Here is a 14,368-nt window from a genome sequence, read left to right on the forward strand (position 1 = left end):
AATAGCCACGGCTAGCCTCCGGTGAATCAGCAGGAAAGCCGGCTAAGCCCGCGTTTCCGCGCCATGCGCGGCATTCGCGGCGGCCGTGGACCACTTGGGCTGCCACCCGATGGCGGGGGCAATGTGCCGGGCGATGTTGCCCAGGAGCTTGGCGTTGAAGTCCACGCCTAGCTGGTTGGGGACGGTGACGAGCAGGGTGTCGGCTGCCTGCACCGCGGCATCCGCCGCCAGTTCCTCGGCGATAGCACCGGGCTCGCCCACGTAGCTCTTCCCGAACCTCGCCACGAGTCCGTCGATGATCCCCACCTGGTCCCGCCTTTCCCGCAGGGCACTTAGCCCGAAGTAGCGGCGGTCCTCGTCGTCCACGATCGGCAGCACACTGCGGCTGACCGAAACCCGGGGCGTATGCTCGTGGCCGGCCTCGGACCAGGCAGTGCGGAACATGCTGATCTGCTCTGCCTGCAGCTCATCGAACGGCACTCCGGTGTCCTCGGTCAGGAGAGTGGAACTCATCAGGTTCATCCCCTGTTCCGCCGTCCACACGGCGGTGGCGCGGGAGCCGGCACCCCACCAGACCCGGCGGGCGAGGTCGGGTGAGTTCGGCTGGATCGGCAGTTTGCCGGTGCCCCCGCCGAAGCGGGGATCGCCCTCAGCCACTCCGGCGCCGGTGATGGCGCGGCGGAACACCGCGGCATGCCGGCGGGCCATGTCCGCGGCTGTCTCGCCTTCGGCCGGCACGTGGCCGAACACCGCGGCGCCGTCCCGGGCAGGTTCGGGTGAACCGCGGCTGATGCCCAGCTGCAGCCTGCCGCCGCTGATCAGGTCGGTGGCGGCCGCTTCCTCCGCCATGTACAGGGGGTTTTCATACCGCATGTCGATCACGCCCGTACCCATTTCGATCCTGCTGGTGCGGGCGGCGATGGCCGCCAGCAACGGGAACGGCGAGGCCTGCTGCCGGGCGAAATGGTGCACGCGGAAGAATGCGCCGTCGATCCCCAGTTCCTCGGCGGCCACGGCCAGCTCGATGCCCTGCAGCAGGGCGTCCCGGGCAGTTTGCGTCCGGGACCCGTCGACGTTGCCCCAGTGGCCGAAGGAAAGGAATCCAATGCGCTTCATGTCTGCGGCAACAATCACCCGGCGCCCTTCATTCCGGGCGGGCATTCCGGGCGGGCTGCTACGCCTTCGCCGCCAGGACGAACGCCCTGATCTTCGCCAGGTCCTTCACGCCTCGGGAACTTTCGACTCCGGAGGAGACGTCCACTCCCCAGGCACCGGCTTCCTTCGCGGCGCGGGCGACGTTCACGGGGTCAAGGCCGCCGGCCAGCAGCCAGTTCCGCCCGCCCAGCCCCTTGGCCTGCACCGAACCGTAGTCCCAGGCCTCGCCGGAGCCGGGAACTGCCGCGTCAATCAGCAGCAGTTCCTCACCCCAGCTGGCGAACGCATCAGGGGAGGCACCCATGGTGACTGCCCTGATCACTTTCATGCCGGCGTCGTGCGCTGCCTTGACGTCCTCCGGCGTACGGTCGCCATGGAGCTGGATCCACTCCAGGCCCGCCTCGCGGGCGATAGCGACGGCGTCCGCCACCGGCTCGTGACGGAACACGCCCACTGCGGGGGTGCCGGCCGGAACGTGGGCAAGGAGCTCGCGCGCTCTGGCGGGAGTGACCTCCCGCGGGCTTTTGGTCAGGACGAATCCGACGGCGTCCGCACCGGCTCCTGCCGCTTCCAGGACCGACTCCGGCGTACTCAGGCCACACACCTTGACGAACATCCCTGGCTCCTCCTGCAATTTTTTCCTCCACCTGACGTTAGCAAGCCCGCCCGGCCCGCGCCGAGGTTACTCCCCGGAGGCGCTTCCCGGTGGCCGTGTTCATGTGGACGCCGCCTGCCTTCCGGCCGATAGGCTGGGCGCATGGAGATCATCCGCTATGCCGAACTCAGGGCCGAACCGTGGCGCAACAAGGGCGGGGTTACCCGCGAACTGGCCAGCCATCCCAAGGCGGCTTCCGCGCAGGACGGCGCCTGGGACTGGCGCGTGAGCATTGCCGAAGTATCCAAGGCGGGCGCGTTCTCCACCTTCCCCGGCATGGACCGCGTGCTGACAGTGATCGACGGTGAACTCCTGCTCCTGACCGTGGACGGCGCCGAACACCCGCTGGAGAAGTACCGGCCGTTCCGGTTCTCGGGCGAGGCCGATACAACCAGCGCACTGCCCACCGGCGACATCCGCGACCTGAACGTCATCACCCGGAACGGCGCTTTCAAGGGCTACACGTCCATCATTGAACTCTCCAAGAAGCGTGCGCACCCGGTCTTCGAAGGCCAGCTGGGCATCCTGCTGCAGGGCCAGGCGACCGTCAGCCCGGGAACCGCCGGGGACGCCGGCGCGGACGGTTCAGCCCCGGTTGAACCCGGAGCCGCCGAAGCCGGCGACGGTGAAGGCGAGTCCCCTGAAGCAGCTCCGGACTCCGGCGAGCCGGAGACGCTGGACCGCTACGACGCCGTCGTCGGCTCCGACTCCCGGACCCCGGAGGTCCTGGGCCGGGGTTTCCTGGCCGTCGTGTCGATCGACCGGGTCACCGGCCAGCCTTAGCGGGCGTTACCGGCCGGCGCTGGCGCCGGAGGCCTGCAGGAGCTTCTCCTGCGCCGGTCCCACAGGGGTGAGCGCCGCGGCGATCACCACGGAACTGGCCGAGGCCCACGCCTGCGGACGGCAGCTCGCCGGGAACGGCACGGGCGTGCGCATGGTGTCTGAGCCGTGGCCGCCGAAGAGCTCGGGGAGGCGCCACTCGTTGGCCTCTGCCACCTGCAGCAGCCCGGTGGCGAGCTGCGCCGCTTCATCCGGGAAGCCGTCGATCAGCATGCCGCTGATGATCAGGGCTGTGTCATGGCTCCAGACCGCGCCGGCATGGTAGCGGGTGGGCCAGTAGCCGCCGTTGGTGGTGGACAAGGTCCGCACGCCGTAACCGGAGAACATGGCGGGATCCATGACGCGGCGCACCACCAACCGCTGCTCTTCCTCGTTCAGGATTCCGGTGCCGAGCAGGTGCCCCATGTTGGAGGTCACGCCGTCCACCGGCCGTTTGTCGGCGTCCAGGGCAAGCGCCGGGTAGCGTCCCTGCTCGTCTTCGCACCAGAACTGCGCGCGGAAGCGTTCGGCCATGGCTGCTGCATAGCCGCGCCATTCCGCGGCTCCCGGGCGCCCGAAGGCATCAAGGATTTCAGCACCCACCATGGCGGCCTCGTAGGCGTAGGCCTGCACCTCGGCCAGCGCGATGGGTCCCTTCGCGAGCGAGCCGTCATGCCAGCGGATGGCGTCACCGGAGTCCTTCCAGCCCTGGTTCACCAGGCCGGCGCCGGACTCGTCAAGGTATTCCAGGAAGCCGTCCCCGTCCAGGTCCCCGTGGTCCCGGAGCCACTCCAGGGCGTCTTCGAGGTTCGGCAGGAGCTCCTCCACTTCGGTGTCCGGCATGCCGGCAGCCCAGGCGTCGTGCAGGAGGCAGATCCACAGCGGCGTGGCATCAATGGTGCCGTAGTACACCGGCGGCAGGCGGAGGACGTTGCTGCTGTCTGCCATCGTCAGGACGGTCCGGCGCACCTCGTGCAGGATCTTGCCCGGCTGCACGGCGGTGGTGTGATCCGTCTCCGTGCCCTGCCGGCCTGCCAGTGCCCGTAGCGTTCCGGCCGCGATGGCAGTGTTGACGGGCAGCAGCATGCGCGCGGCGATTATCGAATCGCGTCCGAACATCGTGAAGAACCACGGCGCACCGGCCGCCAGGAATGTGTCATGCGGATGCGAGTAGTGCGCCAGGCGAAGGCTGTTGAGGTCGCTGACGGACCGCTCCAGGAGCCGGTTTAGCCGCGGATTGTCCAACGTTGGCGCCACGATGGGCTCCCCGTCCGCCGCGAGCATGGGTGAGTCGGCATCGGTCAGGTCAACGGCCCAGCCCAGGTGGACGGGAACTCCCGGAAAGACTTCCACGGCCCAATCGATGGTGACGCGGCTGCCGTGGATGCTCACCGTTCCGTTTCCGGCTGTGAGCGCCAGCGCAGTGTCCTTGTCCCGCCAGGACCATGCGGGTCCCTCCGGTTCCACCGGGACGCCCGCCGGTCCGCCCTGCTTGATGTGTTCCATGGTGGTGTTGTCCGCACCGAGGGTCAGCCGGACGTTCAGCGTGACCGGTTCCCGCATGGCCGATTCGAGGCGCAGCGACTCCGCCACGCGCCCGGAGCAACCGGTAAGAGTCTCGGCGCTCTCGCCGGCACGGACGCGGCCGGATTCGGCGGTGCGTGTCCGCACCAGGGAGAGCAGCGGATCCGCTACTTCGGCGTCCGCCCGGACAAAGTAGATGTAGTCGGTTTCCTTGGCGGAGCGCAGCTGGGTGGACACCCACTCGGGCTCCCTGCCGTCCACCGTGAGCACGGCGGAATTCAGGACGCGGTCATCGCCGCAGTAGATTCCCTGCGCTCCCGCATGGCGGACCTGCCCGTGGGCGTCGGCCCACGCTTGGATGGGGGCGCTGAAAACGCCGGAAAGGTTGTGCAGGTATGGCTGTTCAGAGGCCACGGTGAAACAACTCCTGTGCTGCTGGATGTGGGTGCGGAGGCTGCGTCCGCATTACCGGGCGTGAACCTTGGCGGCTCAATTTGATCGATCAAATTTGTCCGGTTAAATACTCTCACACGTTAAGGTGTAAGGGGAAAGACCGGTCTGTCTGGTTTGGGTAGCCGGCCCCGCATGATTAGGAGACCACTTGTCCCGGCCCACCCTCGCCAGCCTGGCCCGTGAACTAGCAGTGTCACGGCAGACCATCTCCAATGTGCTGAACGCGCCGCACAAGGTTAAGCCCGCCACCCGGGAACGTGTCCAGGCGGCCATCGCGGCCGCCGGCTACCGGCCCAGCGCCGCCGCCCGCCAGCTGCGTACGCAGCGCTCCATGAACCTGGGCATGCGGCTTTTTCCCGCCACGGACGGCATCAACGGCGCCATCCTGGACCGCTTCCTGCACGCGCTGACCGAAGCGGCGCAGTCCGCCGGCTACAGGCTGACGCTGTTTTGCGCAGATTCGGACGAAGAGGAGGTCCGCCAGTACGAGCAGCTTCTGGACGTCGCCGGGCTGGACGGCTTCATCCTCACCTCCAGCAAGCCCGACGACGTTCGGACGCACTGGCTGGGGGAACGCGGCACGCCCTTCGCCGTTTTCGGCAGGCCCTGGGACGCCGCCGGGGACGTGGCCGTGCCGGGCCACCCCTGGGTGGACGTGGACGGAGCCGCGGGCACGGAAGAGGCAGTGCGGATGCTGCTGGGCCAAGGCCACTCGAGGATCGGCTTCCTGGGCTGGCCCATGGGCAGCCCGGTGGGTGCCGACCGCCGGCACGGGTGGGAGCGGGCCATGTCGGCGGCGGGATACGCCGTGGATGTTCCCGTCCTCGGCGTGGAGGCGGAAGACACCGTTGCAGGCGGCGCATCCGGGGCGGCCCTGCTGGTATCGAGGGGTGCCACGGCGCTGGTCTGTTCCAGCGACTCGCTCGCCCTGGGAGCCATGGAGAAGCTTCGGGAAGCACAGCCCGGCGCTTTCCTGTCCGGGCAGCCTGCCGGCCCGGACGGCCGGGCTGCGATTGTGGGCTTCGATGACACTCCCGTGGCCGCCGCCCTGGGACTTTCCAGCGTCGCCCAGCCGGTGGAGGCGGCCGCGCGCCACATCATCCGCGTGCTGACGCACGAACTGGCGGGCAACGTGAACGGTGCGGCCGCCGGCAACGCCGCCACCAACGCGGCAGCCGCCCGGGATGCCTCCACACCGCCGGCGAGGCAACTGCTCCTGGCCCCGCGCGTGGTGGAGCGGATTCCGCTGCCGCTGGCGGCGCCCGGTTCCGGCTAGCGCCCGACTCAGCGCCTATTGATCTTTCATCATCAGTACCCTAGTGTCCCCAGCTACCAGGTGAATCCGTGGAGCTGACCATGCCCGAGAAGGAATCCGCAGAAGCATCGCGCGACGCCGGTCCCGCGCTCCATCGGACTGCGCCCCTTGTAGCGATTGGCATGACGTGCGGGGTTGCCTGGGCCGCCGGATTCCGCGGCTATATGGTCGAACTCGCCGGACCGGCCTCCACCTTCGATTGGTGGGGGACGTTCGGCGCGATTCTCTTGCCCGGAGCCTTGGTTGGCGGGCTCCTGGGCTGGGCGGAAGCGCTCCGGCGCACGGGCGGCCGGCGGGGTTGGCGCTGGCTTGCCCTCGCGCCGCTCGCGTTCGCCGTCGCCCCGTTGCTCATGCCCGGTGCGATCGGAGCCCTGCTCACGGAAGGCCTCGGCGGCGGCGCCATCGCTGTCGCCCTGATGGCGATCGGCGGGGGCTACGCTTTGTCCCGCCGCGGACCGCTCTGGGCAAGGCTCGCCTGCGGCCTCGTCAGTGCAGCCCTCGCCGCGGCACTCGCCCTTGCAGGGCCCGGAATCGCCGGCCCTGCACTGGCCGTCACGGAACCGCGCGGCGCGTGGGTCGCCGTGCTGGCCGCGTCGTTCATCCTGGTGCTGGCCCTCGCCGCCTCCATCCCGCACCGGCCCATCCACCGCCGGTGACCTTAACCACCAATGCTGGCCTCCCGGCGTCGGGCGTTGCTACGCTGGGATCAAGGTTCCCCTCCGGAACCTCCGGACGACGGTTCAGTACCCGGCACGCGACAAGACTGGCCAAAGGATCTGTCATGTCGTGGTTAATCCTCATCCTCTCCGGGGCGCTCGAGGCCGTGTGGGCCGCAGCCCTGCACCGCACCGCCCAGGCCAAAGGCCGCCGACGCGTGCTGCCTGCAGCAATCTTCCTGGTGTCCGTTATCGCAAGCACCGGCGGCCTCGCCATCGCGATGCAGTCCATTCCCACCGGTACCGCCTATGCGGTCTGGGTTGGCGTGGGCGTAGTGCTGACCTCCGCTTACGCGATCATCACCAAAGTGGAACGCGCGACGACGGCGCGGCTGCTGCTGCTCGGCGGGATCGCCGCGTGCGTGGTGGGCCTGAAGGTGGTGGCGTGATGCTGAGCAAGAATGCGGCCGCATGGCTGATCCTGCTCGGCTCGGCCGTGCTCGAAGCCGTCTGGGCCACTGCCCTGGGGCTGTCCGATGGCTTTTCCCAGGCGCTACCCACCCTGGTCTTTGCCGTTACCGCAACGCTGAGCATGGTGGGGCTCGGGATGGCAGTGAAGTCGATCCCGCTCGGGACTGCCTACGCTGTGTGGGTGGGCGTCGGGGCTGCCCTGACCGTCGGCTGGGCTATGGCCACCGGCGTCGAACCTGCCAGTCCGCTCAAGCTGCTGTTCCTCGCCGGAATTGTTGGCTGCGCGGCGGGGCTGAAGCTGTTGCCTGCTGGCAAGAACACCGAACCCGCCAGGGCGGAAGCTGAACCGGCCCGGCGCTAGGCAGCCGCACCGGTGCCGGCGCCGGTGCGGGTCCACCGGAACCGGACCCAAGTGCCTACGCTTCACCCTTCTCTGCAATCCACCATCCGATGCCGAGGGGAATCACGTACCAGAGGGTCAGCGACGTGGCCACTTCCAGGGCCGAGGGTGCGTCCGGCCCGCCAAGGAGTGCAGCGGGCGCGGTGATGGTGCTGAGGTAACCGCTGGCATCCGGTAGCAAGGTGAGGATAAGGCCGTTACCCACCAGGCTGAGCAATATGACCACGGTGATTGCCAACGCTGTGCGGCGGATCGCTGCGGCGAGTGCAACGCCGAACATGGTGCTCAGGAGGCACGTGGCCAGACCCGTTGAGAATTCCTGCCCTGCGCCGTCGAATGGCCCTGGCGTCCCCAGTCCGCCCAGGGCGGCCGCCACAACAGCCGACAGCAGGTACACGAAAAGCTGGAGTGCCAAGGCCAGGATGGCAGCAGCCAGTACCTTGGCCCAGAAAAGTCCCGCCCGGCCCCGCAGCAACGGGTAGTAGACGAGGGTGGTCCGGTGCGCAACGTCGGAGGTCATACCCAGAATGCCGATGAGCGGCATCGCCAACGCGGTGAAGAGTCCAATACTCCCCGCCAGGCTGAGGAAGGTGACGGGATGCCCCAGTCTGATGCCCACCACTGCCAGCCCGACCACCAGTGCGACGGCAATGACCGCGAGCACAGCGAAGATTGCGCGGGAACTGCGGGTGTCCACGAGCTTGCGGAGTTCGAAGGCAACCAGGCGGGCAAAACCGGGATGCCGGTCTCCTCGGTTATGGAGGGAAGCGGACTGAAGAATGGAGTTGCTCACTGGACCTGCTCAAGTTTGTTGTTGCGGCTGTTGAATTCTCCGGACGTCAGCTGCAGGAACCGCTCCTCAAGCGCTGAATCCGTGATGTTGGATAGGTGGGTGAGTACTACCCCGTATTCAAGGCATGCCCGGCCAATATCCTCGGGGGCGGCATCAATGAGAAATTCCCGTCCGGAGGACTCAAAATTCCATGCGCGCCGCCTGCAGGCCTCCGCCAGGCGGTCCGGTTCAACGGCGATGGCCTTGGTTGTGGAGCTGACGCTGAACTGTCCCGCCGCACCGGCAGCAACGATCCGCCCTCGGTCGATCATCACAATGTGATCGGCAACAGCCTGCATGTCACGCAGGAGGTGGCTGGACAGCAGCACAGTTCCGCCCCGGCCGCTGAAGTGTTTCAGGAAGGTCCGAACCCACAGTGCGCCATCGGCGTCGAGCCCGTTGGTTGGCTCGTCCATCACCAGGAACTGCGGTCCGGCAAGCAGTGCCATGGCGAGCACCAGACGCTGCCGCATCCCCAACGACAAGGAGCCAACACGCTTTTTCCGCGCCGATTCGAGGCCGGTAACACTGAGGGCCTCCTCGACGGCGGAACGCGGCACGTCCAGGAGCATCGCATTCAGTTTCAGGGTCTCCTGCAGCGATCGGCCAGGGTGCAGGGCCGTGGGATCAAGGACGAAGCCGATCGCGCGTCCGGGACTTTCAAGGTCCTGGCGCCGGAGCCCGTCGAAACGGACTTCCCCGGCGTCGGCCCGCGTCAGGCCGGCCGCAATCCGCAACGTGGTGGACTTGCCCGCACCGTTGGGCCCGAGGAAGCCAGTAATGGATCCTGACGGGCAATCGAAGCTGACGGAGTCCACCACGGCCCGCCCGGAATATTCTTTTGTGATTCCCGCGAAAGAAATTCCCGAAACCGCCTCAGACTCTACTTTCAAGGGAAATTCCTTCCGTACGCATCCGCGTATATGCGATTCTTTGGGCGGATAAAACCCAGCCGAGCATATCTCTAAAGACGATGGATCAATGAGTTTTCCATGACTTGTGGGGGGCATTCAAATTTGATATGGATATGCCGTCTGAATCTGCTGAAGCATTCCCGCCGTCGGCCGCCGGTCTAGGCTTTTGCCATGGACTCCCCCGAAATGCGGCAGGCACTCGCCGCCCTCCGCCTCAGACTGGATGGCGGCCAGCGCACGCTGCTGGGCATCGCGGGCCCGCCTGGTTCCGGGAAGTCCACCCTTGCAGCCCGGCTCCAGCAGCAGTTCGGACCGGACCTTGCGGTGGTGGTGCCGATGGACGGATTCCACCTCGGCAATGCGATCATCGACGGCACGCCGCTGCGGCAGCGCAAAGGAGCTATCGACACGTTCGACGTCGGCGGTTACCTTTCGCTGTTGCAGCGCCTGGCGCGGCGGGACGAGCCGGTGGTTTACGCGCCGGACTTCCGTCGGCAGCTCGATGAGCCGGTGGCGGCTTCCATCGCGGTACCGGCCTCCGTCCCGCTGGTGATCACCGAAGGGAATTACCTCCTTGCTGATCATCCCGTGTGGCGTCGAGTCCGTGCGGAACTGGATGAGGTCTGGTTCATGGACACTCCCCCGGACCTTCGCCTCGCGCGGCTGGTGGACAGGCACGTGCGCTTTGGCATGAACCGGCCCGCGGCAGAGGACTGGGCCGGCGGCTCCGATGAGGCGAACGCACGGCTGATCGAGTCCACCCGCTCCGCGGCAGACCGGATCATCCCCTGGTCCTAGCAGTGCCGTCCGTTCACGGCCGGTTCACTGCGGATCTCCCACAGCGTGCAGCGGCGCAATCACGAAAGCAACCCATCGATTCCTGAGGAATACCGTCCCAAGCATTGGAGTTGTTGGCTGAGATACGGGTACCCACCGAACGGAGCGCATCATGACGGCAGCATCAGTCCACCTCGGCGACGGCCTCAGCGTCAGCCCCTTGGGATTCGGCGGCATGGCCCTCACCCCGGTCTACGGCGAAGTGGACCAGGGCGAGGCACTGCGGACCCTGCACCATGCGGTGGACGCGGGGGTCAGCTTCATCGACACCGCAGATATCTACGGTGGCGGCAGCAACGAGGAGCTGATCGCCCAACTGCTCAAGGAACGCCGGGACGAGGTCCAGCTGGCCACCAAGTTCGCCCTGGTGGGCACCCCCGGCAGCGGCTACACCGACGTCCGCGGCGACCGGGCCTACATCCAGCAGGCGGTGGAAGCCAGCCTCCGCCGTTTGGGCACCGACACCATTGACCTGTACTACATGCACCGCCGGGACCTCCGCGTTCCGATTGTGGAAACCGTGGAGGCCATGGCGGCGCTGGTGCAGCAAGGCAAGGTGCGGCACCTCGGCCTGTCGGAAGTGACGGCCGAGGAGCTGCGAGAGGCCAGCGGCGTCCATCCCATCGCCGCGGTCCAGAGCGAGTGGTCCATCTGGAGCCGCGATGTGGAACGCAACGTTGTTCCCGCGGCAGCCGCGCTTGGTGTGGGGTTCGTGCCCTACTCTCCGCTGGGCCGGGGATTCCTCACCGGCACAGTGGACGCTTCGAAGCTCGGGAGCGGCGACTTCCGCCGCAACATCCCGCGTTTCGCCGAAGATGCTGCGGACGCCAACCAGGAAGTAGTGGCCGCGGTGCAGTCGGTGGCAGCCGAATTGTCCGTTTCCGGACGACCCGCCACGCCGGCCCAGGTGGCCCTCGCCTGGCTGTTTGCCCAGGGCAAGAAGCACGGCCTTTCCGTGGTTCCCATCCCCGGCACGCGCAAGGCGGGACGGATCGACGAGAACCTCGGTGCCCTGGCGCTCAACTTCACCCCGGCGCAACTGGAGAGGCTCGGCTCCGCCGCGGACGCCGTCGTCGGCTCCCGCTCTGCGGACCCCAACTGGGTGTCCCAGGGCCGTGAATAGCGTTTCCGTAGACTGAAGCGCATGGATTCCCTCATTCACGACCTGCGTGACATCACCATCCGCCGGATTTCGGTCAGCGAGATGGACAACAATGTGTACCTGCTGACCAGCAAGGCATCCGGGGCGCAGCTCCTGATCGATGCGGCCGACGATCTGGCCGCCATCCAGGAGCTGCTGGCCGATTCCGCCGCGGATACCCCTGCGACGCCGAAGCTGGCGCTGGTTGCCACCACCCACCAGCACTGGGACCATGTCCGTGCGCTGCCGGGCCTGGTGGAAGCAACCGGAGTAAAGACGGCGGCCGGGACGGATGACGCTCCCGAGCTGCCGGTCCCGGTGGATGTGCTGCTGGATCACGGGGACGTGGGCAACTTCGACGGCTTCGACGTGACCGCCGTGCACCTGCGGGGGCACACGCCGGGGTCCGTGGCGCTGGTGTACCAGGACCCGGAAGGACCTGCGCACATTTTCTCCGGCGACTCGCTGTTTCCCGGCGGAGTGGGCAACACCCAGAACGATCCCGAACGGTTCGCCCAGCTGATCAGCGATGTCAGCGAGCGGCTGTTCGGCATCTATCCGGACAGCACCGTAGTGCATCCGGGCCACGGCAAGCCCACCACCCTGGGCGCCGAACGCCCGCACCTGGAGGAGTGGCGCGCCCGCGGCTGGTGAAGCCGGGTTAACAACCGATCGAGTGCTCCGCAACTGCCGTTATGAACCTTCCAAACGGCGGTTACGGAGCACTCGATGGTAGATAAGGGACTCTAGCGGCTGCGGCGTTCGTTCGATGCCGGAGCCGACGCGCGGCGGGGACCGCTGCGTGCCGGACGGCCATCGCTCGACCGACCGCCGCCGCCGCCGTTACCTGCATACGAGCCGCCTGAGGTGCCGCCGGTGTTGGAGGACCAGACGGCCTTGTTGCCGCCGCTGGCTGCGCCGGCGCCCGCTGAGCGCTGTCCGCCGCCCGTACGGGCACCTGCACCGGCTCCGGCTGCACGCTGGCCCGTTGCGGGGCGTCCGCCGCGCTGTCCGCCGGAGGTAGCCGGGCGTCCGGTGCCGCCGCGGGGAGCATCGCTGCGGGTGACACGTGAATCCGTGCGTCCGTCCGAACCGCGGCCAGCCGATGCACGGCCGCCTGCCGCCGGGACGTCGTTGCGGTGCGTGCCTGCTGCGCTTCCGCGGCCACGGGCGTTGCGGCGCGCGGCCGCTGCGGCGATGGCGCGGTCTTCGTTCTGCTCGATGACGCGGTCTGCGGCGTTGCGGGCAGCGGCCTGGCCTTCGTAGGCCACGGCGCGGCGCTCTGCACGCGGCAGGTCGGTGCGGGGAGCCTCAGCCGAGACCTTCCCGCGTCCGCCACGTCCGCCGCGGCCACCCGTGGTGGGTGCGGCCTGGCGGCGGGCGCGCTTGCGTTCGGCGTTGGCACCGGTGGAGGTGCCGCCGCCCTGCTGCTTGGCCTTGGCGGCAAGCAGTGCGGCGCGGGTGCGCGGATCAATCTTGTCGGCCATTTCGCCCACCAGTTCGGCAACCAGCGGCGAGTTCGCGGTGACGCGCTCGAAGTTGACCTCGACGCCGGCAGCCTTCATGAGCTTCTTGACGTCGGACTGCTGCTCCGGGAGGGTCAGCGTGACCACGGTGCCGTCGGAACCGGCGCGGGCGGTACGGCCCGAGCGGTGCAGGTATGCCTTATGCTCCGTGGGCGGGTCAACGTGGATAACCAGTTCGACGTCGTCCACGTGGACGCCGCGGGCGGCGACGTCGGTGGCCACCAGGACGCGTACGTCACCGGAGGAGAACTCGGCGAGGTTGCGGTCACGGGCGTTCTGCGAGAGGTTGCCGTGCAGGTCGACAGCGGGGATGCCGGCGTCGGTGAGGGTCTTGGCCAGCTTCCGGGCGTGGTGCTTGGTGCGCATGAAGAGCACGCGGCGGCCGGCACCCGAAGCGAGCTCAACAATCAGCTGCTTCTTGACGGTCTGGTCGTTGACTACCAGCACGTGGTGTTCCATGGTGGTCACCGCGGCCTGCGGGTCATCAACTGAGTGGGTGAGCGGGTTGGACAGGTAGCGCTGGACGATCTTGTCCACGCCGTTGTCCAGGGTGGCGGAGAACAGCAGGCGCTGGCCCTGGGTGGGGGTCATGTCCATGAGCTTCTTGACCACGGGCAGGAAGCCGAGGTCGGCCATGTGGTCGGCCTCGTCGAGGACCGTGATCTCCACGGCCTCCAGGGTCAGGATGCGCTGGCGGATCAGGTCCTCCAGGCGGCCCGGGCAGGCGATGACGATGTCTACGCCGGCGCGCAGTGCCTTTTCCTGGCGGGCCTGGGAGATGCCGCCGTAGATCACGGTGGTGGTCAGCCCGGCGGCCTTGGCCAGCGGCTCAATGGTCGCGTTGATCTGGGTGGCCAGTTCACGGGTCGGCGCAAGGACCAGGCCCATGGGGCGGCCCGGCTTGCGGAAGTAGCCTGCTTCCCGCTCAGCGAGTCGTGCTACAAGCGGGATTGCGAAAGCAATGGTCTTGCCGGAGCCGGTACGGCCGCGGCCCAGGACGTCGCGGCCTGCGAGGGTGTCCGGGAGGGTCTTGACCTGGATGGGGAACGGAGTTTCGATTCCCTGCGCGGTCAGTGTGTCGGCGAGCGCTTTGGGCGTGCCGAGGGCAGCAAAAGTAGTCATGTGTTTCAAAGGTCTTTCAGGCGGTATCCATGCGGATATCGGCCCCGGTGCCGGTTGGACCAGGGGTTCGCCGAAGAAAAGTCAGGTGGTCAACCGGGCTGCTGCCAACCTTGCGGCAGCGGCAGCCGGGACCAAATAGAACGCGTTCATCGACGCAGGATGTGCCTCTCACATGAAAAAAACCCACTCCCTGCCGGACAAATCCTTTAGGGGATCCGGTTGATGAACCGGATCAGAGTGGGCATCACTGCACATCAAGTTCCACAAGTCTAGCATCCACGGACAGCTTCCCCGCTTCCCGCCGGGCGGGACGGCCAGCGGCCCCTCCCCTCCCCATCCCCTGCGGCCCATCTCAGCTCCCCATCCCCTGCGGGGGTTGCTTCGAATCTGAGCGGACCGGCCAGGAAGAACAACGGACTACACTTGCTGCTTTGAAGCTCGACGTTTGTCGAGAAGCAAGCGACGCGGATGGCGGCGGACCCGCCCGTTCGGGACACGGAACAGGGAGGCGACCCCATAGCCAGAGAGCCCCGGCAGCACGCCGGTGA

14 protein-coding genes and 1 riboswitch are annotated in these 14,368 nt (G+C 67.6%); of the genes, 8 read left to right on the forward strand and 6 right to left on the reverse strand.

Annotated features, from left to right (window positions below; all coding sequences use genetic code 11):
* Nucleotides 1-42: 42 nt before the first annotated feature.
* The gene (locus tag J2805_RS12715) at nucleotides 43-1,116 is read right to left on the reverse strand and encodes an LLM class flavin-dependent oxidoreductase (protein WP_309977014.1); all 1,074 of its coding nucleotides are present in this window, start codon (nucleotides 1,114-1,116) and stop codon (nucleotides 43-45) included.
* A gap of 58 nt (nucleotides 1,117-1,174) precedes the next feature.
* Complete coding sequence (locus tag J2805_RS12720; RefSeq protein ID WP_309976668.1) at nucleotides 1,175-1,771, reverse strand: phosphoribosylanthranilate isomerase; 597 nt, start codon at nucleotides 1,769-1,771, stop codon at nucleotides 1,175-1,177.
* A 141-nt stretch (nucleotides 1,772-1,912) separates the two neighbouring features.
* On the opposite strand from J2805_RS12720, the gene J2805_RS12725 reads away from it, so the two are divergent.
* Complete coding sequence (locus J2805_RS12725) at nucleotides 1,913-2,593, forward strand: HutD/Ves family protein (RefSeq protein WP_309976670.1); 681 nt, start codon at nucleotides 1,913-1,915, stop codon at nucleotides 2,591-2,593.
* Between the two features lie 6 nt (nucleotides 2,594-2,599).
* On the opposite strand, the gene J2805_RS12730 is transcribed toward J2805_RS12725, so the two are convergent.
* A complete protein-coding gene (locus J2805_RS12730) occupies nucleotides 2,600-4,567 on the reverse strand; it encodes a glycogen debranching N-terminal domain-containing protein (RefSeq protein ID WP_309976672.1) in 1,968 nt (655 codons plus the stop codon).
* Between the two features lie 187 nt (nucleotides 4,568-4,754).
* Between J2805_RS12730 and J2805_RS12735 the strand changes: the two genes are divergently transcribed.
* The 4 genes from J2805_RS12735 to J2805_RS12750 all read left to right on the forward strand — a co-directional run bounded on the left by J2805_RS12735 (nucleotide 4,755) and on the right by J2805_RS12750 (nucleotide 7,409).
* Nucleotides 4,755-5,882 (forward strand): LacI family DNA-binding transcriptional regulator, encoded by a 1,128-nt coding sequence (locus J2805_RS12735; protein WP_309976674.1) that lies wholly within the window; start codon nucleotides 4,755-4,757, stop codon nucleotides 5,880-5,882.
* Between the two features lie 80 nt (nucleotides 5,883-5,962).
* Nucleotides 5,963-6,577, forward strand: a complete 615-nt coding sequence (locus tag J2805_RS12740) for a hypothetical protein (RefSeq protein WP_309976675.1) — start codon at nucleotides 5,963-5,965, stop codon at nucleotides 6,575-6,577.
* Nucleotides 6,578-6,627: 50 nt separating this feature from the next.
* Nucleotides 6,628-6,693, forward strand: a riboswitch (guanidine-III (ykkC-III) riboswitch).
* A gap of 9 nt (nucleotides 6,694-6,702) precedes the next feature.
* A complete protein-coding gene (locus tag J2805_RS12745) occupies nucleotides 6,703-7,026 on the forward strand; it encodes a DMT family transporter (protein WP_309976677.1) in 324 nt (107 codons plus the stop codon).
* Nucleotides 7,026-7,409, forward strand: a complete 384-nt coding sequence (locus J2805_RS12750; protein ID WP_309976679.1) for a DMT family transporter — start codon at nucleotides 7,026-7,028, stop codon at nucleotides 7,407-7,409. Before J2805_RS12745 ends, J2805_RS12750 begins: the two co-directional genes overlap by 1 nt.
* A gap of 55 nt (nucleotides 7,410-7,464) precedes the next feature.
* On the opposite strand, the gene J2805_RS12755 is transcribed toward J2805_RS12750, so the two are convergent.
* Both J2805_RS12755 and J2805_RS12760 read right to left on the reverse strand, forming a co-directional pair.
* The gene (locus tag J2805_RS12755; protein WP_309976681.1) at nucleotides 7,465-8,241 is read right to left on the reverse strand and encodes a hypothetical protein; all 777 of its coding nucleotides are present in this window, start codon (nucleotides 8,239-8,241) and stop codon (nucleotides 7,465-7,467) included.
* A complete protein-coding gene (locus J2805_RS12760) occupies nucleotides 8,238-9,101 on the reverse strand; it encodes an ATP-binding cassette domain-containing protein (protein ID WP_309976682.1) in 864 nt (287 codons plus the stop codon). Before J2805_RS12760 ends, J2805_RS12755 begins: the two co-directional genes overlap by 4 nt.
* Nucleotides 9,102-9,365: 264 nt before the next feature.
* Here J2805_RS12760 and J2805_RS12765 point away from each other — a divergent pair, with 264 nt between their 5' ends.
* From J2805_RS12765 to J2805_RS12775, 3 genes are all read left to right on the forward strand, one after another.
* Entirely contained in the window at nucleotides 9,366-9,992 is a 627-nt protein-coding gene (locus J2805_RS12765) for a nucleoside/nucleotide kinase family protein (protein WP_309976684.1), read from the forward strand.
* 151 nt (nucleotides 9,993-10,143) lie between these two features.
* Complete coding sequence (locus tag J2805_RS12770; RefSeq protein ID WP_309976686.1) at nucleotides 10,144-11,154, forward strand: aldo/keto reductase; 1,011 nt, start codon at nucleotides 10,144-10,146, stop codon at nucleotides 11,152-11,154.
* A 21-nt stretch (nucleotides 11,155-11,175) separates the two neighbouring features.
* Nucleotides 11,176-11,826: an MBL fold metallo-hydrolase gene (locus tag J2805_RS12775; RefSeq protein WP_309976688.1), complete on the forward strand. Its 651-nt coding sequence runs from the start codon at nucleotides 11,176-11,178 to the stop codon at nucleotides 11,824-11,826.
* A 92-nt stretch (nucleotides 11,827-11,918) separates the two neighbouring features.
* On the opposite strand, the gene J2805_RS12780 is transcribed toward J2805_RS12775, so the two are convergent.
* On the reverse strand, nucleotides 11,919-13,820 hold the full coding sequence (locus J2805_RS12780; RefSeq protein ID WP_309976689.1) for a DEAD/DEAH box helicase: 1,902 nt from the start codon (nucleotides 13,818-13,820) through the stop codon (nucleotides 11,919-11,921).
* Between the last annotated feature and the right edge of the window lie 548 nt (nucleotides 13,821-14,368).

Origin of the sequence: Arthrobacter oryzae, from assembly GCF_031454875.1 — a bacterium.
GTDB classification, from domain to species: domain Bacteria; phylum Actinomycetota; class Actinomycetes; order Actinomycetales; family Micrococcaceae; genus Arthrobacter; species Arthrobacter oryzae_D.

What these genes read in the sequence shown, in the direction of transcription:
- J2805_RS12715 (WP_309977014.1), bottom strand. Translation starts at nt 1,116, where the DNA reads ATGAAGCGCATTGGATTCCTTTCCTTCGGCCACTGGGGCAACGTCGAC.
- J2805_RS12720 (WP_309976668.1), bottom strand. Translation starts at nt 1,771, where the DNA reads ATGTTCGTCAAGGTGTGTGGCCTGAGTACGCCGGAGTCGGTCCTGGAA.
- J2805_RS12725 (WP_309976670.1), top strand. Translation starts at nt 1,913, where the DNA reads ATGGAGATCATCCGCTATGCCGAACTCAGGGCCGAACCGTGGCGCAAC.
- J2805_RS12740 (WP_309976675.1), top strand. Translation starts at nt 5,963, where the DNA reads ATGCCCGAGAAGGAATCCGCAGAAGCATCGCGCGACGCCGGTCCCGCG.
- J2805_RS12745 (WP_309976677.1), top strand. Translation starts at nt 6,703, where the DNA reads ATGTCGTGGTTAATCCTCATCCTCTCCGGGGCGCTCGAGGCCGTGTGG.
- J2805_RS12750 (WP_309976679.1), top strand. Translation starts at nt 7,026, where the DNA reads ATGCTGAGCAAGAATGCGGCCGCATGGCTGATCCTGCTCGGCTCGGCC.
- J2805_RS12765 (WP_309976684.1), top strand. Translation starts at nt 9,366, where the DNA reads ATGGACTCCCCCGAAATGCGGCAGGCACTCGCCGCCCTCCGCCTCAGA.
- J2805_RS12770 (WP_309976686.1), top strand. Translation starts at nt 10,144, where the DNA reads ATGACGGCAGCATCAGTCCACCTCGGCGACGGCCTCAGCGTCAGCCCC.
- J2805_RS12775 (WP_309976688.1), top strand. Translation starts at nt 11,176, where the DNA reads ATGGATTCCCTCATTCACGACCTGCGTGACATCACCATCCGCCGGATT.
- J2805_RS12780 (WP_309976689.1), bottom strand. Translation starts at nt 13,820, where the DNA reads ATGACTACTTTTGCTGCCCTCGGCACGCCCAAAGCGCTCGCCGACACA.